Genomic DNA, 21,575 nt, shown 5'->3' on the forward strand with positions numbered 1-21,575 from the left:
TCAGTCCTTCCGTGCGATGAAGGCGCGCCATCCGCCGAGGCTGGTGATGTCTTCGGCGCCGGTCAGCGCGCGCGGCTCGGCGACGAAGCCCTTGACGCTGCTGCCGTCGGCCAGCGTGACCGTGCCGATCGCCAGCGGCGGAGGAACCTCCACGACAAAGCTGCCGAATTCGGCGACGCCCAACTCATAGACCTCGACCGCGATCGCGCCGCCATCCGTGCTATGCACGAGCGCGGGCTTGGGCGGCACGCTGTCCGCCATGGCGTAGAGCCGGTAGCTGGGCGCGGTCTCGAACGCGCCGACGAACCTGGCATCGCGCGAGGTGAGCTGCCAGTGAAGCGGCATGTCCTTGAGATGGGCGCCGACAACGGCGAGTTTCACGGTCTGCATTCTGCCCTCCAGATCAAGCGGGGGTGGGGAAGGAAGATCGGCGGCCGAGAGATACGCGTCCGTCGCGTCGAGCAGGGCGGCGTCGGTATCGGCCGGGCCGATCAGGGTGATGCCGAAGCCGGTGGCGTTCGAGCGGATGCCGGCGGGAATGGCGACCGCCGCCATGTCCAGCAGGTTCACGAAATTGGTGTAGAAGCCGAGATTGCTGTTGAGCCCGATGGGCGCGGCCAACAGCTCGGCGACGCGATAGGCCGTGCCGGTGGTGGGGAAGGCCAGCATGTCGATATCTGCCCACAGCATGTCCGCATGGCGCTTGAGTTCGGCGAGACGATAGATGCCATTGAACAGCTCGACGGCGCTTATCGACAGGCCCGGTTCGACCACCTGACGCACCGTCGCATCCACGGCATCGGGATCGCCGGCAAGGATGCCCGCCATGGCGGCGGCTCGCTCGGCAACCCAGGGGCCGCCGTAGAGAAGCTGCGCCGCTTCCTGCAGCGGGGCTAGATCGATCTCGACGATCGTGGCGATCTGGGCGAGCGTGCTGATCGCCCGATCGTAGAGATATTCGGATTCGAGGTCGCCGAACCAGACGCGCTGATCGCGGCGTGGCACCCCGAGGGTCTGCCGATTGCGCGGGATGTCGGCGAGCGGCCTGGAATAGGGATCCGCCGGATCGAAGCCCGCCACCGCCCGATCGACAAGCCGCGCGTCGGCCGTATCGTCGACGAACACGGTGATGCAGTCGAGCGTGCGGCACGCCGGCACGAGACCGCGATTGCTCCACCGCCCCTTGCTGGGCTTGAACCCGATCAGGTGCTGGAAGGCGGCCGGAACGCGGCCCGAGCCGGCGGTGTCGGTGCCCAGCGCGAAGGCGACCAGTCCCGCCGCCACGGCGACCGACGAGCCTGAACTCGAGCCGCCGCTGACATAAGCCATGTTATAGGCGTTGCGCGGGCTGCCATAGGGGCTGCGCGTGCCGTTGAGCCCCGTGGCGAACTGGTCGAGATTGGTTTTACCGACGCAGATCGCTCCGGCTGCCAGCAGCCGTTCGACGACCGCGGCCGATGCCGCTGGCCGATAGGCGAAGGCGGGGCAAGCGGCGGTGGTCTCGAACCCCGCGACGTCGATATTGTCCTTCACCGCGAACGGCACGCCCGCCAGCGGTAGGGCTTGACCCGCGGCCACACGGGCATCGACGGCTCGGGCCGCCGCGACGAGGTTCTCCGGGGTGGCCCGGCTGATCCAGATCTGCGGCTCCACGGCATCATAGGCGGCGAGGCGAGCGAGCGTCTCCTCGATCACCGCGACGGCGCTGGTCCGTCCGGCAGCGACGGCGGCGGCGATCTCGGCCGCGGAACGGCGGTTCAGCACCGTCATGCGCGCCTCGTCAGCGCCAGCAGCGGCGAGCCGGGTTGCAGCGACTGCCGCTCCTGCGTGTAGAGCGCAGCGACGGTTCCCGCGCCCGGACTGTCCACACGACATTCCATCTTCATGGCTTCGATGATTGCGATCGTCTCGCCGGCCTGCACCTCGTCGCCGACTGCGACGAGCAGCTTCCAGACGCTGCCGCCGAAGGGCGCCTCGACCAGATCAGCGCCTTCGGGCACGTCGACCGCGGCAGGTTCCGCCGGTCCGGTCTCGGTGAGGTCGGTGACGCGGTCGAACTCGCCGCGCCGCTGCCACTCGTCGCGTTCCTCCTGGAATGCGGCCTGCCGCCGCGTCTCGAACGCGCCGATGGATTCGGCATTGTCGGCCAGGAACGCGCGATAGTCCGCCAGGCGGAATTCGGACTCCTCGATGCGGATCGCGCGCCGCCCGCTCGGGAAATCCCGGCGCCACTCGGCCAGTTCATCGGCGCTCACCGGGTAGAAGCGGATCTGATCGAAGAAGCGCAGCAGCCACGGCTTGCCCTCGGTGAAGGCTTCGGTCTGGCGGTGGGTGTTCCACACCTGGATGGTCCGGCCGAACAGCTGGTAGCCGCCCGGCCCCTCCATGCCGTAGATGCACATATAGGCGCCGCCGATGCCGACGACGTTGGGCGGAGTCCAGGTTCGCGCGGGGTTGTATTTGGTGGTGACCAGGCGGTGCCGGGGATCGACCGGCGTCGCCACGGGCGCGCCAAGATAGACGTCGCCGAGACCAAGGACGAGATAATTGGCCTCGAAGATCAAGCCTTCCACCGCGGCGACATCGGGCAAGCCGTTGATCTTTCGGATGAATTCAATGTTGTCCGGACACCAGGGGGCGTCGGCGCGCACGGCCCCCATATATTTCTCGATCGTCTCGATCGTCGCCGGGTCGCGCCAGCTCAGCGGAAGGTGGACGATGCGCGAGGGGATGGCGAAATCCTCAAGGTCGCCCAGCCGCTCCTCGGCGGCGATCAGCGCAGCAAGCGCGCCGCGCTGGCTCATCGCTTCACCATCGAAATGGAGCTGGAGCGAACGGATTCCGGGGACGATGTCGATGATGCCGGGCAAGGCGAGCCGCTCCAGCTCGGTCATCAGCGCGTGCACCCGGATGCGCAGCTCGATGTCCAGCACGATCGGCCCGTATTCGACCAGGATGTTGCGGTCGCCCTGCTGGCGATAGCAGGTTCGGGGACGGCCCGGCCGTTCCTCCAACTCGGCTAGGATCGGCGAGAGGGTCGAGATGGGCCGCGCCGGACTCGATCCGGGCACGATACCGGTCGCGATCAGTCTGCGCTGCAGGGCGTCCGCGGTGGCCGCATCGGTGACGTTGACTGGCACGAAGCGAAGCTTGTCGCCCGGCGCGAGCTGCCCGACCTTCCAGCGATCGGCGGCAATAACCACGAAGGGGCAGACGAAGCCGCCGAGCGAGGGGCCGTCGGGGCCGAGGATGATCGGCATGTCGCCGGTGAAATCGACCGCGCCGATAGCATAGGGATTGTCGTGGATGTTGGAGGGGTGCAGGCCCGCCTCACCGCCGTCCGCCCGTGCCCAGTGCGGCTTGGGGCCGATCAGGCGCACGCCGGTGCGATTGCTGTTATAATGGACCTGCCATTCGGCGCTGACGATCGTGTCGATGTCCTCGCCGGTGAAGAAATCGGGGGCGCCGTGCGGCCCGTAGAGAACCCGCAGGGTCCATTCGGTCGAGAAGTCCGGCAGGGCGATCGCGGGCAAGGCCGCCTCTACCGCCGCGCCGGCCAGGTGCAGCGTATCGCCGGCGAGCAGCCGGCGCGCGGCGTGGCCACCGAACTGGCCGAGCTCGAACGTGCTGCGGCTGCCGAGATAGGGCGCGATGTCGAACCCGCCGGCAACCAGGATATAGCCCCGCAGGCCACCCCCAGAGGCGCGGCCCAGCGTGAGTGTCTGGCCGGCCCGAACCTCGACCGCCTCACCGCGCCGGACCGGGGCGCCGTCGAGGGTCGCGTCGAAATCGGCGCCCGTCAGGCAGATGCGTGTCGGCGCCGCGAACATGAGCGTCGGCCCCGTGATGGTGACTTCCAGGCCCGCCGTCCCCTCGGGGTTGCCGAGCAGCCGGTTGCCGAGACGGAACGACTGATCGTCCATCGGACCGGACGGCGGCACCCCCACGGCCCACAGCTTCTGCCGCCCGGGCCAGTCCTGCACGGTCGTCGCCGTGCCGCCGCTGATTACCCGGATGCTGTCCGGCTGGTAGGTGATGGCGTCGAGCACCCGGGTCGATACCTCGCCGCGGACGAACGCTTCAGACTGGACCACCTCGCGCAGCCAGCGCAGGTTCGTCTCGATGCCGTCCACCCGGCTTTGCGCGAGCGCCGTCTGCATCGCGGCAACGGCTTCCTCACGGGTCGGCGCATGCACGATCAGCTTGGCCAGCATCGGATCGTACCACGCGCTGACCGCGGTGCCCGCCATGCACCATGTCTCCGCGCGAATGTCGGCGGGAAAATCGACCGCGGTCAGCGTGCCCGAGGTCGGCCGATAGTCGAGTGCCGGGTCCTCGGCATACAGCCGTACCTGGATCGAATGGCCGGACGGACGGGGCATTTCGGCATCGAGGAAGCCGAAATCACCGGCCCCGCCGCGCACCATCCATTCGACGAGGTCGATCCCCATGATCTCCTCGGTGACGCCGTGCTCGACCTGGAGACGCGTATTCATCTCGAGGAAGAAGAATTCTTGCCGCTCGGCGTCGTAGAGAAACTCGACCGTGCCGGCGGACCGATAGTTCGCAGCCTGGCCGAGCCGGACAGAGGCCGCGATGAGATCGCGGCGAACCATGTCGGGCAGCAGCGGCGCCGGCGCTTCCTCGACCACTTTCTGATTGCGCCGCTGCAGCGAGCAGTCGCGTTCCGCCAGCGCCATGACCCGGCCCGCACCATCGCCGAACAGCTGCACCTCGATATGCCGGGCGCGCCGGATATAGCGTTCGAGAAAGACGCCGGCGTCGCCGAAACTGCCCAGGCCCTGCCGGGCGACGGCGGCGAAACCCTCGCGCACCGCGGCCTCGTCTTCGCAGACGCGCATGCCGATGCCGCCGCCGCCGGCCGTCGCCTTCAGGATCACCGGGAAACCGATGGCGCACGCGGCGCGCACGGCTTCGCCTTCGTCGGTCAGCAGGTCCGTGCCCGGCGCCAGCGGGACGTCGTGAGCGGCGGCTAGCGCACGCGCGCTGTGCTTGAGGCCGAAGGTGCGGATGTTGTCCGGGGTGGGGCCGATGAAGACGATCCCCGCTGCCGCGCAAGCCTCCGCGAAGTCTACATTCTCGGCGAGGAAGCCGTAGCCCGGGTGGATGGCCCCGGCCCCAGTCTTGCGTGCCGCCGCCAGAATCGCATCGACGTTGAGATAGCTTTCCGAGGCCGGCGCCGGGCCGATGCACACAGCCTCGTCCGCCTCGGAAACATGAAGCGAGCTCTCGTCCGCTTCCGAATAGACCGCGACGGAGCGCAGGCCCATGCGCCGCAGGGTGCGGATGATCCGGGTGGCGATCGCCCCCCGGTTCGCAATCAGGACGGTATCGAAGCTCATGCGGTCACGATCATCCGCACTGGCGTGGGGTTGAAGCCGTTGCAGGGATTGTTGACCTGCGGGCAGTTGGAGACGACGACGATGACATCCATCTCGGCGCGCAGGTCCACGGTGAGCCCGGGCGCGGAGATCCCATCGACGATGCCGAGCGAGCCGTCTTCCTCCACCGGCACGTTCATGAAGAAGTTGATGTTGGAAACGATGTCACGCTTGCCCCGTCCTTCGCGAAGGTTCGCCTCCAGGAAATTCTCGACGCAGGCATGCTCGGCCTTGGTGTGGTGGCCGTAGCGAAGCGTGTTCGACTCGCACGAGCAAGCGCCGCCGATGGTGTCGTGATAGTCGACCGCGGTGGCGGTGATGGTCATCATCGGCCGCCCCTCGTTCGATCGCAGCACCGTTCCCTGGCGCAGGAACAAATTGCCCTGCGCCGCGACGGTGTCCTGGGCGCTGTAGCGCTCGGCATCGTCGGCGGCGGCGTACAGAAGGAAATCGACGGCCTGATTGCCTTCCAGATCGACGATGCGAAGCGTCTGGCCGGCGGCGATGTGGTGGAGCCACGGCGCGCGCGCTGGCACGATCTCGTCGTGGACGATGGTACCGGACAGACCGGAGAGATGCGGATCGACGCTCATGCGGGCCTGTTCCTTATTCACCGGCGGAAATAGTCTTCGACATTCTCGAAGGCGCGCAGGCCTTCGGGTGTCGCATTGCGGATGGGATCATCCTCGGGCGTGACGGGGCCGCGCCAGGCGGTCGCGCGCAGCGGCGTCACCGTCCACGCCTCACGCGGATCGAGGACGTGCGGGCAGTTCGCGAGCACCACGATCACGTCCATCTCGGCGCGTAGCACGACGCTCCGGCCCGGCGCGAACGGCCCGACCTGCAGCACGATCGTGCCGTCGGGCGTGATCTTCGTGCCCTTGAACAGCGTCATGCACGGATGAACATCGCGGCGCTGCAGCCCGTGCTTGGCGGCGCCGAGCAGGAAGCGGTCGCGCCCATTGGGATAAGGGCCGCTGTTGGCGCCATTGCCATATTTGGCGGCGTTGGTCGCGACGTTGGACGTTCCGCAGAAACTGTCGTGCGTGCCCGCGCCGTCCTCGAGAAAGCTCATCAGCACGCGGCCCATGTCCGACAGCAGCAGCTTGCCTGCGCCGAGATAGGCGTTCCACTGCACCTTGACGGTATCGGCGACATTGAGCCGTTCGGTCGGCATCTCGGCGTTGAAGATCAGGAGGGAGGCGCAGGCGTCGCCCTTGAGGTCGATCAGCCGCAACCGCGCGCCGCGCATCAGCCGTCGCGTGGCGTAGCCGCCCGCCGCGATGGTTTCTTCCCACAGCAGATCGTCCCCCGGCACCCCAGCGGGGAGGTCGTCCGCGACCGGTGGCAGCACCGGCATCGCTTCGACCACGGTGCCCGCCATGCCGCGCGCATGGTCGCGTGCAGCCGATGGATTTGCGAGAATCTGGGTCATGCAACGCTTTCCTTGGGACGGTCGCCGGCTTCCGGCTCGTACAGCGGCGGCAGCAAGGCGGTGGTCGTGACAAGCTGGAGCTGCTGCACGCCGCGGACCCGGCGAAGCGCGTCGCACAGCTCCTTCAGCAGTAAGGCCGGACCCTGCACCAGCAACACCTCGAGCGACTGATCGTCCTCCAGGAAGACATGCTGGGAGGAAATGACCTCCTTGAGATAGTCGGCCTGCGTCTGGGCGAGCTGATGCCGCACGCGGCCCCGATCGCCGCGATAGACGAGCGTGATCGTGCCGGCGAGCATCTCGTCGGGCCGCGTGAAGGCCTCATGCTCGGCAAGCGCGTGGCGGATCAGTTCGGCGATGAGCTGCGAGCGCGACGGCAGGCCGCGTTCCTCCACCATGATGTCGAGCTGCCGGAACAACTCCCCTGGCAGGCTCATGCTGAGCCTGGCCAGGCTCGCGGTTTCGCTAGCCATGTTCAATCCTCTCCTCGTTGCTACGCTGACCTTCGACCGCGACGATGAGGCCCTCCGCGGTCATGCGATCGGTTCGGTTGCGCAAGGGCAGGTCGTAGACCACGGTTGCGCCGAAACGGTGGGGGGCGTGCGGGTCGTGCCTGCGCTTGTCGAGCGCGAGCACCCGCGTGCCGAGGGTGAAGGCTTCCCGGATGTCGTGGGTCACCATGATGATCGTCAGCGCATAGTCGCGCCACAGCCGCGTGATCAGCGCATGCATGTCGGCGCGGATGCCGGGATCGAGCGCGCCGAAAGGCTCGTCGAGCAGCAGGATGCGCGGTCGCTTGATCAGCGCCTGGGCGATCGCCAGCCGCTGCTGCATGCCGCCCGACATCTGCGCGGGGTAGAGGCCCACGCTGTCGCCCAGGCCAACCGCGTTCAGCATCTCGATCGCTTCATCCCTGGCCGCCCGTCGTGCGCTGCCGAGCAGCCGCGCGGTGAACGGCGCCTGTTCGCATTCGAGCCCGAACATCGTGTTGCGCAAGGCCGACAGGTGCGGAAACACCGAATAGCGCTGGAACACGACGCCGCGATCGGGACCGCATTCCGGCGTCAGCGGAGTCCCGTCGAGGAGCAGGGTCCCGCGGGTCGGCATTTCCTGGCCGAGGACGATGCGCAGCAGGCTGCTCTTTCCCGCGCCCGAGGGACCGATGATCGAGACGAAGGAGCCGGCCTCGATATCGAGGCTCAGCTTCTCGAGGACGATCTTGTCGCCATATTCGACCCAGATGTCCTGCAGGCTCAGAAGGGTGTTGGGTCGCGCGCTCAATGGCTGGCTCCATGCGCCCAGGGAAACAGCCGCCGGCTCAGGAAGACGAGTGCCACGTCCATCACGATCGCCAGCACGGCGATCCACGCGACATAGGGGATGATCACGTCCATCGAGAGATAGCGCCGGACGAGGAAGATCCGGTAGCCGAGGCCGACGTCCGACGCGATCGCCTCGGCCGAGATGAGGAACACCCAGGCCGGGCCGAGCGAGAGGCGCACCGCATGGATGAGCCGCGGCATCGCCTGCGGCAGCGCGACGCGGATCATGATCTGCCACGAGCTGGCGCCCAGCGTCTGCGCCTTGACGATCTGCTCCCGTGGCAGATCCGCGACATGGGCGGCGATGTCGCGCACCATGACCGGAGCGATGCCGATGACGATGAGCGCGACCTTCGCGGTCTCCCCCAGTCCCAGCGCGATGAACAGGATGGGTAGCAGTGCGATCGGCGGGATGACCGCGATGGCGGTGACCAGCGGACCGAAGGTCGCGCGCACCGGCGGCAGGACGCCGAGCACGAGCCCGATCAGCAGCGCCGAGAGAGTCGCGATGCCAAGGCCCAGACCCAGCCGTTGGAGGCTCGCCAGCGTGTCCGCCCAGAAGACGAGCTGTCCGGTCAGCTGGTCCGGCTGGAACAGCAGCGCGGCCATGCTCTCGGCCATGCCCGCGGGGAGCGGCAGGATCTTGTCCATCGGATTGGCGGCGTGTCGCTGCGCCGCCACGAACAGGTAGAGCAGCACCAGCAACAGGATCGGCAGCGAACCCAGAATGATATGGTCGCTCCGGCGAACTGAACGGTTCACCCAACGCATATCGTTACCTCACCTTGCGAGAGCCGGAAAAGACGCGCTCAAAGCTTCCCGTCGGCCGCGAGCTTCATGAAGCTCTCGTCGAACCGGAACGTGACGCGCCGTGGATCGCCGAGCGTCTTGCCGCCCGGAAAAGCGATTCCGACGGCGTCGGCTGATGACGCACCCTTGAACAGTCCCTTGGAAAAGCTGAAATCGCGCACCAGCGTCATGGTCTTCACCAGTGCCGGCGCCGAGGTCGCGGCAAGAGCGGCCTTGGGATCGGCATAGAGGAAGGTGGTCTTCAACTGCTTGTCGAAGTCCTCCGGCGTGGTGCCGGCCAGCTTGGCCATTGCGGCGCGTGCCGCCTTGCCCGTCGCGTCCTGGCGCTGCATGAGCGCCAACGTCTCGTACCAGATGCCGGCCAGCGCCTTGCCGAGGTCGGGATTGGCTTTGAGCGTGGCGGTATCGACCACCATGAGGTCGAGGATCTCCCCCGGGATTTTGGCGGAGCTGAAGACCTCCTTGGCGCCCGCCTGTCCTTTCATCACCGAAAGCTGCGGGTTCCAGGCGACGGCCGCAGTGGCGGAGGGGCTGCTGAACGCGCCGACGATGTCCGCGTCGGAGGTATTCACGGTCTTGACGTCGGTGGACTTCAAGCCGGCGGTCTCCAGCCCACGCGCGAGCAGATAGTGGGAGACGGAGAGCTCGACCAGATAGACTTGGCGTCCCTTGATCGCGGCCAGCGTGTCCGCGCCCTTGAGCAGGATGCCGTCATTGCCGTTCGAATAGTCCCCGACGATGATCGCGCTGGTGTCCTTGCCGCCCGCAGCGGGGATGGTCAGGGCGTCCATGTTGGTGACCGTCACACCGTCGAACTTGCCCGCAGTGTACTGGTTGATCGATTCAACATAGTCGTTCACTTGCACGACGTCGATCTTGATGCCGTATTTGTCGCCCCATTTCTTCACGATCCCGGCCTGCTGGGCATAGGGCCAAGGCATCCAGCCGGCGTAGATCGACCAGCCGATGCTGAACGTCTTACGCTGCGTCGTCTGGGGATCCGGCGCCTGCGAACAGGATGCGAGCATGAGCGCTCCGGCGATCAGCGCAACCTTGCCTACCTTGCGAACAAGCTTGATCATGAGTCGATCCCCTTTCGCAGCGCAGCATCGCCACAACCCGCGTCCTTGTCCATCGAAAAATATTACCAGTGCAATAAAATGTAATACGGCGTGGCATGCGATCGGGCGGGCCGGCCCGCTTGGCAAAACGGGATCGCTCCTTGCGCGTTCGGACAGCTCGTTCGCCGGGCGCCACCAAATAACCGCCCAATGCGCGTTGCGGACGCGAAGCGATTGTCACGATTCGGGATTTTCATAACGCGTCTCGATTCGATCGCGTCATAGCCTGCGCCACATTTATTACGCCGCATCAAAGGGGCGAACTCATTTTCTCCGAAAACCCCCATTTTGTGCGCTGCACACAGTTTTCGCGTCATACTGAGCAAGTGCAAAATTATTACGCTTGACGAGCTAAGTAATATCCATACCGTAATGCCCTATCGCTCGATGAAGCGACCGAACGGAAAGGTGGAATCGCCGGGCAATCGCCGGCTCACAAGTGAGGGTTCGTGAATCGAAAGCTGGCCAGCGAAGCAGTTCCTTGGGACGATGTGCCATCGGCCGCCGTCCGCGTTCGCTTCGCAGACGTTTTCGCATTTCCGCCAGGCCTTCGGAATGTTCGAGAAGCGACCAGCGCAGCGTTGTGTCGCAGCTGCAAGCCCGCTGTGAACAGCGGCGTGGACCACGAGATGCGAGGAACGATCCAGCCGCGAACCGGCTGCAAGGTGCCGGCATAGCCAGAGCGCCAAGGGAGCAGGATGTCACTGACGACGGGCCAAACCGAAAAGGGGGGTCGGAGTGACTATGAAAATGTTTCGCAACACATTGCTCGGCGCGACCATGTTGATGGGCGTTGGGGCCACCCCGGTCTGGGCGCAGGATACCGCGCCAGACGAGCCAGTCGCGGGCGGCGATTCCGGCGAGATCGTGGTGACCGCCACCCGCCGCGAGACCTCGCTCCAGGACGTGCCGATCAACATCAGCGCGGTCGGTGCGGAACAGCTCGCCAGGCAGCGTATCGACGACGTGCGCGATCTCGCCGACTTCACGCCCGGCATGACCATTTCGGACACGGGACCCGGCTCGACCGGAACCATCGTGCTTCGCGGTCTGAACGCCTCGGACACGGATGCGAGCGGCGCAAGCTATGACGATGCGCTCGGCGTCTATCTCGGCGAAGTGCCGCTCTATTATGACTTCAAGCTGCTCGACCTCGCGCGAGTCGAAACGCTGCTAGGGCCGCAGGGCACGCTTTACGGCCTTGGCACGCTGGCCGGCGCGATCCGCAATATCCCGAACCGCCCCAACACCGATGCGTTCGAAGCCGAGGTGCACGGCCGCCTCTACGCCAAGGACCATAGCGCCAATTTCGGCCGTCAGGTGGATGGTGTCATCAATATCCCGATCGTGAAGGACCATATCGCCTTCCGCTCGGCCACGGGCTATTTCTATGATCCCGGCTTCATCGACTATCCGCTGCTGCTTCAGGTGCCCGGCGTGTCGCTGCCGCAGCCGAACGGCCCCGTCAGCGTTACACCTGCGGGCTATGCCGCGAACCTGACTCGCCGCAAGGATCTCAACTTCGAGGAAACCATCACCACGCGCAACCAACTGCTCGTCCAGCTGAACGAGGACCTGAAGGTCAACTTCACCTACGCATACCAGCAGACCAGGACCGATGGCGGCCAGTACAACAGCAACGGCGTGCTCGGGACGAGCAGATATGAAAGCGCCGGCCGCTATATCGAGCCGGTGTCGCGTCGCGCACACCTTGCCAGCGTGGAAATCAACGCGAACATCGCAGGTATCGCCGACCTCGTCGCGACCACCGCCTATACCCATGTGAGGAACAGGCAGCAGAGCGACAACACCGATCTGCTGCTCGATCTCGACTATGGCTACGAGACGTTTCCGGCCTTCTCGAGCTACAACGAGAGCCAGAATACCCGCGAGCAATTCAACCAGGAAATCCGCTTCGTCTCGCGTCACGGCGGTCCGTTCAGCTGGGTAATCGGCGGCTTCTACAACGAGCAGAAACGGCAGCAGGATTACCGGGAGATCGTGCCGAACCACCCATGGGTACCGTCCGGAACCCAGCCCAACCCCGACGAGGTCGAATATGCATCATTCGTGAGGTCGAAGGTCACCGAGAAGGCGGTGTTCGGCGAAGGCACGTTCAGGGTGACGCCGGAATGGCAGGTTACCGCGGGCGCGCGCTATTTCGGCTACACCTCGGAAGTCGCGGGCCGCTCGACGCTTCCGCTGCTCGGCGAGCCAGTCAGCCCCTATGATCTGGACGCCGCGGGCGGCACCTCAGAGAAGAGCGGCTGGGTGTGGAAGTTCAACAGCTCCTATGACGTCACGCCCGACATCATGGTCTATGCGACGTACAGCAAGGGCTATCGCATCGGCGGCCCGAACACCGTCGCGCCCTGCGTGCTGCCGCTGGATCCTACCCAGCAAAACGTATGCGCGCTGCCGAACGAAATCCAGTTCGGTCCGGACACCACCAGGAACGCCGAGATCGGCATTCGCGCCCAGCTTTTCGATCGCAAGCTCAGCTTCAACTTCAACGTCTTCCAGATCAAATGGGACGGCATTCAGGTCGATTCCGCGACGCTGAACGGTATCGTCGGCATCACGGTGAACGGCGGAAAGGCAAAGTCGGAGGGCTTCGAAGGATCGTTCCAGCTCCGGCCCATCCCGGGCCTGTCGATCCAGGGCACCTATTCTTACACCGATGCCAAGCTGACCGAGGACGTGCCGGCGATCATCGCCGTCAACAGTCCTGCGGGCACGTATCCGAGCAGTCCGATCCAGCTCGACGCGCTGGCCGGCGACCGCCTTCCCGGCTCGGCCAAGCATAGCGGAAGTCTGGGCGCGGCTTACACCATGCCATTCAAGGATGGCGACCTCGTCGCCGACTGGACGGCCACCTATCGCGGGGATGTCGTGACGCGGCTCGGCTGGGACCGAGCCTTCGGCGACAAGCTTCCCGGCTATGTGCTGCACCGCGCGTCGCTGGTCTATGAAACCGAGCGGTACAGCCTTGGCCTGTTTGCGAACAACATCTTCGACAAATATGCCGTGGCCTCCGTCGCCAATGATCGCTCGCGCGTCGGTCTCAACGATGGCGTGGTGCTGCGTTATTACAAGCAAACGGTCATCAACCCGCGGACCTTCGGCATCGAAGCGCGGTTCAAATACTGATCTGACGAAACAGTCGGGGCGCTATCCGGGAAGGATGGCGCCTCGATCCACAGAGATCGGGGTGTCGCAGCCGGCCTGGCGCAGATGAGGGGCAAGAACGACATGGTATCGGGTGCGCGCGTCTTGGCCGGAACGGCAGTTGGCCTCGGTGCCATGCTCCTGTTCGCGGGCATCGCGGCCGCCGCAGAGCGCGCGCCACTCCCGGAGCTGTTTGCGGAGAAGTGGATCGACGGCACGAGCGCCGATGAGCCGGCAACCCAGGTGCAGGCGCTCGACGCCGACACCTTCGTCATCCGGCAATCGGTCAAGACCAACTTTGAAGCACCGTTCCTCTACCTGGTCTTCGGGCGTGACAAGGTGCTCTTGGTGGATACCGGCGCGGAAGGCGGCCAGATCAGACCAGTGGTCGACAAGCTGATCGATGATTGGCTTACCGCGAACCGGCGCAACCAGATCCCGCTGGTTGTCGCACACAGCCACAGCCACGGCGACCATGTCGCCGGCGACGGCGCGTTTCGGAACCGCCCGAACACGACGCTCGTCGGGTTGAAGCCTGCGGAGGTTGCGGCGTTCTTCGGCGCCGCGAAGTGGCCCGACGAGATCGTTCCGTTCGATCTCGGCGGCCGCGTCCTCAGCGTTATTCCGACACCTGGGCACCAGAAAGCCGCCGTCATGTTCTATGATCCCCGACTGGAGATCCTGCTGTCAGGAGACACGCTCTATCCCGGCCGGCTCTATGTGCCGGTAAACTTCCTGCCGGACAACCGCGCCAGCATCGATCGCCTCGCGAAGTTTGCCGCCGGACATCCCATCCGTGCGGTGCTCGGCGCACATATCGAGATGACGCGCGCGCCCGGACGCGATTATCGCCACGAGGCGGCGACGCATCCCGACGAGCATCGCCTCGAACTGCCGTCCGATACAATCCTCGAACTACAGGCTGGCCTCAAGGCTCCGCTCGATGTTCCCGATCAGCCCCGGATCCACGACCACTTCATCATCTACCCGGTTGCCGCGCGTGAGGATTGATGCCGAGACAGTCGCCTTCAGCCGACGGGCAGCTATTTTGGCTGGCTAGTGGAGAGTGGTTCGCGTCACCCTGACGGCATCCCACCCGCTGCCGACACTAGCGAGGACGTTGGCAACGATGTGCCAGCGGGCCTTTAACCGATTGGGTGTCGCCTACTTCGCATGCTGCAGCTCCATTTACGAAAGCTTAGAATGTCCTGCAGCGTATCCGAACAGTATAGGCGAATTAATATCTTCCACGAAGGGGAGCCAGCGTCTTTCCTACCGCGCGCCTATCGCCAGGGCGCCGAGCCGCGCGCGCAGACCGCCTTCGCGAATTCCTGCATCAAGCCAGCCTTCCGGATGGCGTCGAGCTCCGCATTCGCGCGGCAATTGCCGGCGCGACCCCGGCCCACACATTGCTGCGGCGTCCCATCCGCGGCGCGTGGTATCACGCGCCGCAGCAAATCCTGATGGGTATGGGGGAGCTGATTGCGGAAGCTTTCCTCGGCAGCGAGCAACGCGGCCGGCGTTGCGCGGTGCACCTTTGAGGCCGGACACTTCGATTGCGTCGCGAGCAAAAGCGACTTGAACGACAGGTTCATGGCGAGCTGCGGGGCGGCTCCCGCAGTCAGCGAAACCAGGATCAGCATGAGCGAGGGGATGCGCAGCATGGCCAAGTCTCCGGATGTGCGTCGTGTCGTACAGCACGCCGCGCCCACTCACAATTCCCGTGCGGCGCATATCCCCTTTACGGGTGCGAGCGCATCATTCCGTTCAGGCAATGGACATTTGCGTTATGCTGTTCGTTACAACCACATATCGGCACGAGTCGCCGCAAATGATTAGGAGGAATTCCATGCGCACCAGCCAGTCCCGCCGTTCGCGGGCCGCGGCGCTTGCCTTCGCCCTCGCGTCGGCATCCGTGCTCGCGTCCTGCGCGACGCCCACGCCCTATCAGCCCGCCACCGGCAGCGGTTCCTACCGCACCGGCTATTGGGACGAGCAGATCGAGAGCGACCGCTTCCGTGTCACCTTCGCCGGCAACAGCCTCACCTCGCGCGAGACGGTCGAGCGCTACCTGCTCTATCGCGCCGCGCAGCTGACGGTCGAGCGCGGCTACGACTATTTCACCCTCGCCGACCGCGACACCGAGAAGAAGACGCGGACCTATATCGACCGTCCGTTCCATTCGGGCCCATGGGGCTATTGGGGCCCGTCGTGGCGCTATTACAGCCCGCGCTGGGGCTGGCGGGGCTGGAGCCCCTTCTACGGCGATCCCTTCTGGGACCGCGACATCGATGTGCGCACGGTCGACCGCTACGAGGCGAGCGCCGAGATCGTCGTCGGTCGCGGCCGCAAGCCCGACAATGTCCGCGCGTTCAGCGCGCGCGAGGTGCTCGACAATCTCGGCCCGTCGATCGCGCAGCCGCCGCGCCCGCGCTGAGATCGGCCTAGGCCAAGAAAAAGGGCCGTCCGGGAAACCGGATGGCCCTTTCTTTTGGCTGTGGTGGCGAGCGCCACTTCATCCCTTCTTCCGTCATGCTGAACTTGTTTCGGCATCCATCGTGCAACCAGCGGCTCAGTCGCCTGTGGAAAGATGGACCCTGAAACAAGTTCAGGGTGACGGAGTGTGGGGTACGAGATGCGCCCCTACAGCGCCCCGTGGCAGTGCTTGTACTTGCGGCCTGAACCGCACGGGCACGGCGCATTGCGACTCACCCGGCCGGCCCATTGCGCGGGATCGTCGCCCAGCGCCTCGCCGTCGGGACGCGGGATCTGCATCGCCGGCAGCTCGTTCGAGATCAGCCCCGCCGCGCCCGCATCCCAGTCGCCGCTATTGTCGATGCCGGTCAGCGGATCGATGTGCGTGGTCAGGAAGTCGGGCAGCTCGGGAAGCTCGGGCGGCGGCTGGAACTGGAACTCGGCCCAGGCCAGCGTGCGCGTCACATCCTCGCGGATGTTGGCAAGCATGCGCTCGAACATCGCGAAGGCTTCCTGCTTGTATTCGTTGATCGGCGTCTTCTGCGCATAAGCACGCAAGTGGACGACCTGGCGCAGTGCGTCGAGCAGCCCGAGATGCTCCTTCCAGTGATGGTCGAGATTCTGCAGCAGGATCGATTTCTCGATCTGCATCCAGGTCTCGGGATCGAGATCGTCGGACTTGGCCTTGACCTTGGCGTCGGCGAGCTCGCGGACCTTGTTCTCGACATCCTCGGGCTCGATGCCGTCCTGCTCGGCGATCCATTGCTCGATCGGCGCCTCGACACCGAGCGTTTTCTGGACATTCTCCTTAAGGCCCTCGATGTCCCATTGCTCGGGATAGGTCTCGGGCGGGCAGGCCTGGCCGACGATGTCGTTGACCGTCTCGGCGCGCATGTCCTCGACCACGTCGCCGACCGTTTCGGCGTCCATGATGTCGGCGCGCTGCTCGTACACCACCTTGCGCTGGTCGTTCATGACGTCGTCATATTCGACGACCTGCTTGCGGATATCGTAGTTGCGCGCCTCGACCTTCTTCTGCGCGGTCTCGATCGCCTTGGTCAGCCACTTGCTGCCGATCGCCTCGCCGTCGGCGATGTTGTTGCGCATCATCTTGGCGAACAAAGTGTCGGGGCCGAAGATGCGCAGCAGGTCGTCGTCGAGGCTCAAATAGAAGCGCGACAGGCCGGGGTCGCCCTGGCGGCCCGAACGGCCGCGCAGCTGGTTGTCGATGCGGCGGCTCTCGTGACGCTCGGTGCCGAGCACGAACAGGCCGCCGGCTTCGAGTACCTTGGCCTTTTCGGCGGCGACCTCGTCCTTGATCTGCTGGACCGCAGCGTCGCGCTCGGGACCCTCCGCCATGTCCTTGAGCTCGTCATTGATGCGGAACTCGACATTGCCGCCGAGCTGGATGTCGGTGCCGCGGCCCGCCATGTTGGTGGCGATCGTCACCGCGCCGAGCCGGCCCGCCTGCGCCACGATATGCGCCTCGTTCTCGTGCTGGCGCGCGTTGAGCACCGAGTGGTCGACGCCCTCCTTGGCGAGATAGTCCGAGAGCAGCTCCGACTTCTCGATCGAGACCGTGCCGACCAGCACCGGCTGACCCTTGGCCGCATGTTCCTTGATCGTCCGCGCGATGGCGATGAACTTGTCCTGCTGCGTCTTGTAGAACTCGTCGTCCTGGTCGATCCGCTGCACCGGCACGTTGGTGGGGATGCTCACCACGTTCATCTTGTAGATGTCGAAGAATTCGGGCGCCTCGGTCGCGGCGGTGCCGGTCATCCCTGAGAGCTTGGGATACATGCGGAAATAGTTCTGGAAGGTGATCGAGGCGAGCGTCTGGTTCTCGGGCTCGATGTTGACGCCTTCCTTGGCCTCGACTGCCTGGTGCAGGCCGTCCGACCAGCGCCGGCCGTCCATCATGCGGCCGGTGAACTCGTCGATGATGATGACCTTGTCGTCCTTGACGATATAGTCGATGTCGCGCTTGCGCATCACGTTGGCCTGCAGCGCCTGGTTGAGGTGGTGCACCACCTGCGTATTCTCGAAATCGTAGAGATTGTCGCCCTGGAGCAGCCCCGCCGATTCGAGCATGCGCTCGACGGTTTCGGTGCCGTCCTCGGTCAGGATGACGCTCTTCTGCTTCTCGTCCTTCTCGTACAGGCTCTCGTCGAGCTGCTTCACGATCGCGTCGACGCTGATGTAGAGCTCGGACTTGTCGTCGGTCGGGCCGGAGATGATCAGCGGCGTGCGCGCCTCGTCGATCAGCACCGAGTCGACCTCGTCGACGATCGCCATCTTGAAGGGACGCTGCACCATCGACGCGCGGTCGTACTTCATGTTGTCGCGCAGATAGTCGAAGCCGAACTCGTTGTTGGTGCCGTAGGTGATGTCGGCGCCATAGGCCTCGCGGCGCTGGTGATCGGCGAGGTTGGGCACGATCACGCCGACGGTGAGCCCGAGGAACTTGTAGATCTGCCCCATCCACTCGGCGTCGCGGCGGGCGAGATAGTCGTTGACGGTGATGACGTGGACGCCCTCGCCCGGCAGCGCGTTCAGATAGACCGCGAGCGTCGCCACCAGCGTCTTGCCCTCGCCGGTGCGCATCTCGGCGATCTCGCCGCGATGGAGCACGATGCCGCCGATCATCTGCACGTCGAAATGGCGCATGCCGAGCACGCGGCGCGACGCCTCGCGCACTGTGGCGAAGGCTTCGGGCAGGATCGAATCAAGCTTCTCGCCCTCGGCGAGCCGCGCGCGGAACTTCACGGTCTGCGCCGCAAGCTCCTCGTCCGAAAGCGCTTCGAGCGCCGGCTCGAACGCGTTGATCTTCTGCACGATGACCCCGAGGCCTTTGACGTAACGGTCGTTGGACGAGCCGAACAGGGATTTGGCCAAACCGCCGAACATGATGGATTCCAGTCTTGTGAAATTGCGGGATGCGCGCCCGCCAGGCGAGCGCAATTCGTCTGAAGCGAAGGAGGCCGCCCCGGGCGGGGCGGCGGCGCGGCTATTCGAACCGGCGTTCGCTCGACAGGCGCGCCGGGCGGAGCACCGGCGCGGCATGGATGGCGAAGGCCGCCGCAACGGGACGCTGCGGCGACGCGGCGGGGACGATGCTGCGGGCGGCCGTGGTGGCGGCGACCGTCTCGGCCACCGTCTCGGCGGCACGGGTGATCGCCGTCTCGCTCTGTCGCTGCGCCGCGCGCAGGTCGCGGTCGCCGGTGAAGGCACCCGTCAGACCCGCCAGCAGCGCGGAAAGAAACAGCAGCAATTGCACGATTCTAGCCTGTAACATCCCCATGTTGCCCACCGCTGAACGGCGGACGGTGCGGACATAGGGCGGGAGTCGGCTTCCTCCAAGTCCTAAAGAGAGGGTGACGCCTCAGCGACAAGCCAAGATACGCGCGTGGACAAAGCGGCAGCTTTGGCATATGCCATGTCATATGCAAGGAGCACCGCGATGAATGCCGAACGCCATGTGAGATTGTTCCGCAACGGACGCAGCCAGGCTGTGCGCATCCCCCGAGAGTTCGAACTGCCGGGAACGGACGCCGTAATGCGCAAGGAGGGCGGGAAGCTCATCATCGAGGCGGCACCGCCCAAATCGCTCCTTGCGCTGCTGGCGGAGTTGGAACCGGTCGAAGAGGATTTCGCACCGATCGACGATCTGCCGGCTGAGCCGGTCGATATCTGATGCGCTACCTGCTCGACACCAACATCGTTTCGGACCTTATTCGTAACCCCCAGGGAGGGGTTACGAGGCGGATCACCGATGTCGGGGAGGCGTTAGTCTGCACAAGCGTCGTCGTTGCGGCCGAGTTGCGATTTGGAGCGGCGAAGCTCGGATCGGCGCGCCTTACAAAGCAAATGGCGCTGGTGCTGGATCGGCTCGACGTGCTGCCGCTCGATGCGCCGGCCGACGAACTCTACGGCGATTTGCGCGCGCGGCTCGAGGCTGCCGGCACGCCGATCGGCGCCAATGACATGCTGATCGCTGCGCACGCCATGTCGCTCGAATGCACGATCGTCACAGACAATATGCGCGAATTTTCCCGGATCGATGGCCTCGCTTGCGAAAACTGGCTGCGTCCGGATTGAGGCGGGCTTTTCGGAGTCGCTAACGCCGGCGCACGACCTCGCACCCCACCCGCGCGTCGGGATAGACGTCGAGCTTCATCGAGCGGACCTTGACCTCGCGCACCCGCGGGTCGGCGGCGAGCGCCAGCCGGGCCACCTCCTCACACAGCGTCTCCTGCAGCTCGATATGCCGCGCTTCGCCCAATGCGCGGATGCCCTCGCGCAGATAGTCATAGTCGACCACCGCCTCGATCCGGTCATCGGGCACGCCGTCATAGACGCAGGTCAGCCATACGCTCACCGCCACGCGCTGCGGCGCCGCACGCTCATGGTCATGGATGCCGAGACCGATCACGACCTCGAGCCCCTCGAGCAGGATCGTATACTCAGCCACGCGGCCGCTCCCGCGTCTCGAACATCACGTCGCCGTCGCGGCGCACGAAGCGCTGGCCGCAATCGACGAAGACGTTCTGCCCGGTAATGCTGCGCGTCGTGAGCAGCTGCTCGACGGTGCGCGCGATATCCTCGATCTCCACCACCCGCTCGAGCAGATTGGCGGCCGACACTTGCGCGAACTCATCCTCGCTCTGGTCGAGCGAGGGCAAGGTCAGCCCCGGCGACACCGCGTTCACGCGGATGCGCGGGGCGAGCGCCATCGCCAGCAGCCGCGTCGCCTCGGCGAGCGCCGCCTTGCTCAGCGTATAGGTCAGGAAATCGGGGTTGGGATTGGCGACCTTCTGGTCGAGCAGATTGACCACCGCTCCGTCGCCAAGCGCGGTCTGCGCGGCGAGCGCCGAGGCGAGCACCAGCGGCGCGCCGAGGTTGACATGCATGTGCCGATCGAGCCCGGCATAGTCGGCCACCGGCACCGCATCCCAGCTGAACAGCGAGGCGTTGTTGACCAGCCCCTCGACCGGCCCGCCCAGCGCCGCCGCCGCCGCCTGCACCAGCCCGCGCGTGTCCGCCGCGTCGGCGAGGTCGGCGATGACCAGCGCGACGCCGAGCTCCGCCGCCAGTGCTTCGGCCTCGTCATGCGAATCGTGATGATGCACCGCGACCCGGTGCCCCGCGCCAACCAAGTGCCGCACGATCGCGGCGCCGATCCGCCGCGCGCCGCCGGTGACGAGCACCCGCACCGGTCAATAGCCCATCAGCGCCAGCACTTCCTTGCGGCTGCGCTCGTCCTCGCGGAACACGCCCATCATGCGGCTGGTGACCATGCCGACGCCTGGCGTGCGCACCCCGCGCGCGGTCATGCAGGCGTGGGTCGCGTCGATCACCACGGCCACGCCCCGCGGGTGGAGATGGTTCCAGATGCAGTCGGCGACCTCTGCGGTCAGCCGCTCCTGCACCTGCAGCCGCCGCGCATAGGCGTGGAGCACGCGCGCGAGCTTGGAGATGCCGACGACATGGTCCTGCGGCAGATAGGCGATCGAGGCGCGGCCGATGATCGGCGCCATGTGATGCTCGCAATGCGACTGGAACGGGATGTCCTTGAGCAGCACGATCTCGTCATAGCCGCCCACTTCCTCGAACACGCGACTCAGATGATGCGCCGGATCCTCGCCATAGCCCTGGCAATATTCCTTCCATGCCCGCGCGACGCGCGTCGGCGTGTCGAGCAGCCCTTCGCGATTCGGGTCGTCGCCAGTCCAGCGCAGCAGCGTGCGCACCGCCTCGGCGACCTCGTCCGGTACCGCGATCTTGGGCAGCGGGGCGACGATATCGCCGTCATCGGGTTCGTCGTGATCGTGAACGCTCATGG

19 protein-coding genes are annotated in these 21,575 nt (G+C 65.6%); 5 read left to right on the plus strand and 14 right to left on the minus strand.

The features are described 5' to 3' along the window. Genes atzF through OK349_RS14630 form a run of 8 tightly spaced genes read right to left on the minus strand, consistent with a single transcriptional unit; the run spans position 1 to position 10,051 of the window. The gene (gene atzF / locus OK349_RS14595; protein WP_265118645.1) at positions 1-1,770 is read right to left on the minus strand and encodes an allophanate hydrolase; all 1,770 of its coding nucleotides are present in this window, start codon (positions 1,768-1,770) and stop codon (positions 1-3) included. Further along, positions 1,767-5,363, minus strand: coding sequence for an urea carboxylase (uca, locus tag OK349_RS14600; RefSeq protein WP_265118646.1), 3,597 nt, complete (start codon positions 5,361-5,363; stop codon positions 1,767-1,769). The genes atzF and uca overlap by 4 nt, the downstream gene beginning before the upstream one ends. Continuing rightward, positions 5,360-5,995, minus strand: a complete 636-nt coding sequence (locus tag OK349_RS14605) for an urea amidolyase associated protein UAAP2 (protein WP_265118647.1) — start codon at positions 5,993-5,995, stop codon at positions 5,360-5,362. The genes uca and OK349_RS14605 overlap by 4 nt, the downstream gene beginning before the upstream one ends. Positions 5,996-6,012: 17 nt before the next feature. Beyond that, positions 6,013-6,837 carry an urea amidolyase associated protein UAAP1 gene (locus tag OK349_RS14610; protein ID WP_265118648.1) on the minus strand — a complete coding sequence of 275 codons (825 nt, stop codon included), beginning with the start codon at positions 6,835-6,837 and terminating at the stop codon, positions 6,013-6,015. Next, entirely contained in the window at positions 6,834-7,310 is a 477-nt protein-coding gene (locus tag OK349_RS14615; RefSeq protein WP_265118649.1) for a CopG family ribbon-helix-helix protein, read from the minus strand. Before OK349_RS14615 ends, OK349_RS14610 begins: the two co-directional genes overlap by 4 nt. Continuing rightward, complete coding sequence (locus OK349_RS14620; RefSeq protein WP_265118650.1) at positions 7,303-8,118, minus strand: ABC transporter ATP-binding protein; 816 nt, start codon at positions 8,116-8,118, stop codon at positions 7,303-7,305. The genes OK349_RS14615 and OK349_RS14620 overlap by 8 nt, the downstream gene beginning before the upstream one ends. After that, positions 8,115-8,930 carry an ABC transporter permease gene (locus tag OK349_RS14625; RefSeq protein ID WP_265118651.1) on the minus strand — a complete coding sequence of 272 codons (816 nt, stop codon included), beginning with the start codon at positions 8,928-8,930 and terminating at the stop codon, positions 8,115-8,117. Before OK349_RS14625 ends, OK349_RS14620 begins: the two co-directional genes overlap by 4 nt. A gap of 38 nt (positions 8,931-8,968) precedes the next feature. Next, positions 8,969-10,051, minus strand: a complete 1,083-nt coding sequence (locus OK349_RS14630) for a putative urea ABC transporter substrate-binding protein (protein ID WP_265118652.1) — start codon at positions 10,049-10,051, stop codon at positions 8,969-8,971. A gap of 783 nt (positions 10,052-10,834) precedes the next feature. Here OK349_RS14630 and OK349_RS14635 point away from each other — a divergent pair. Together OK349_RS14635 and OK349_RS14640 are read left to right on the plus strand one after the other, a co-directional pair. Then, positions 10,835-13,240: a TonB-dependent receptor gene (locus OK349_RS14635; RefSeq protein WP_265118653.1), complete on the plus strand. Its 2,406-nt coding sequence runs from the start codon at positions 10,835-10,837 to the stop codon at positions 13,238-13,240. 84 nt (positions 13,241-13,324) lie between these two features. After that, positions 13,325-14,269, plus strand: a complete 945-nt coding sequence (locus OK349_RS14640; protein ID WP_372340575.1) for an MBL fold metallo-hydrolase — start codon at positions 13,325-13,327, stop codon at positions 14,267-14,269. 272 nt (positions 14,270-14,541) lie between these two features. On the opposite strand, the gene OK349_RS14645 is transcribed toward OK349_RS14640, so the two are convergent. Beyond that, positions 14,542-14,922, minus strand: a complete 381-nt coding sequence (locus OK349_RS14645) for a hypothetical protein (protein WP_265118654.1) — start codon at positions 14,920-14,922, stop codon at positions 14,542-14,544. A 185-nt stretch (positions 14,923-15,107) separates the two neighbouring features. On the opposite strand from OK349_RS14645, the gene OK349_RS14650 reads away from it, so the two are divergent. Next, entirely contained in the window at positions 15,108-15,695 is a 588-nt protein-coding gene (locus OK349_RS14650) for a CC0125/CC1285 family lipoprotein (RefSeq protein ID WP_265118655.1), read from the plus strand. A 206-nt stretch (positions 15,696-15,901) separates the two neighbouring features. Here the strand turns inward: OK349_RS14650 and secA are convergent, their stop codons facing one another. Together secA and OK349_RS14660 are read right to left on the minus strand one after the other, a co-directional pair. Further along, on the minus strand, positions 15,902-18,640 hold the full coding sequence (gene secA, locus OK349_RS14655) for a preprotein translocase subunit SecA (protein WP_265118656.1): 2,739 nt from the start codon (positions 18,638-18,640) through the stop codon (positions 15,902-15,904). Positions 18,641-18,740: 100 nt separating this feature from the next. Then, complete coding sequence (locus OK349_RS14660; protein ID WP_265118657.1) at positions 18,741-19,004, minus strand: hypothetical protein; 264 nt, start codon at positions 19,002-19,004, stop codon at positions 18,741-18,743. Positions 19,005-19,193: 189 nt separating this feature from the next. On the opposite strand from OK349_RS14660, the gene OK349_RS14665 reads away from it, so the two are divergent. Together OK349_RS14665 and OK349_RS14670 are read left to right on the plus strand one after the other, a co-directional pair. Further along, positions 19,194-19,427, plus strand: coding sequence for an antitoxin (locus OK349_RS14665; RefSeq protein WP_265118658.1), 234 nt, complete (start codon positions 19,194-19,196; stop codon positions 19,425-19,427). Further along, entirely contained in the window at positions 19,427-19,831 is a 405-nt protein-coding gene (locus OK349_RS14670) for a type II toxin-antitoxin system VapC family toxin (RefSeq protein ID WP_265118659.1), read from the plus strand. The genes OK349_RS14665 and OK349_RS14670 overlap by 1 nt, the downstream gene beginning before the upstream one ends. Positions 19,832-19,850: 19 nt before the next feature. Here the strand turns inward: OK349_RS14670 and OK349_RS14675 are convergent, their stop codons facing one another. From OK349_RS14675 to folE, 3 genes are read right to left on the minus strand one after another with little or no spacing between them, the layout of a single operon-like run. Beyond that, on the minus strand, positions 19,851-20,204 hold the full coding sequence (locus OK349_RS14675) for a dihydroneopterin aldolase (protein ID WP_265118660.1): 354 nt from the start codon (positions 20,202-20,204) through the stop codon (positions 19,851-19,853). Next, positions 20,197-20,940, minus strand: coding sequence for an SDR family oxidoreductase (locus OK349_RS14680; RefSeq protein WP_265118661.1), 744 nt, complete (start codon positions 20,938-20,940; stop codon positions 20,197-20,199). Before OK349_RS14680 ends, OK349_RS14675 begins: the two co-directional genes overlap by 8 nt. 9 nt (positions 20,941-20,949) lie before the next feature. Further along, positions 20,950-21,573 carry a GTP cyclohydrolase I FolE gene (gene folE / locus OK349_RS14685; RefSeq protein WP_265118662.1) on the minus strand — a complete coding sequence of 208 codons (624 nt, stop codon included), beginning with the start codon at positions 21,571-21,573 and terminating at the stop codon, positions 20,950-20,952. Positions 21,574-21,575 lie beyond the last annotated feature (2 nt).

It is taken from the genome of Sphingomonas sp. BT-65 (assembly GCF_026107375.2).
Taxonomy (GTDB): Bacteria; Pseudomonadota; Alphaproteobacteria; order Sphingomonadales; family Sphingomonadaceae; genus Sphingomonas.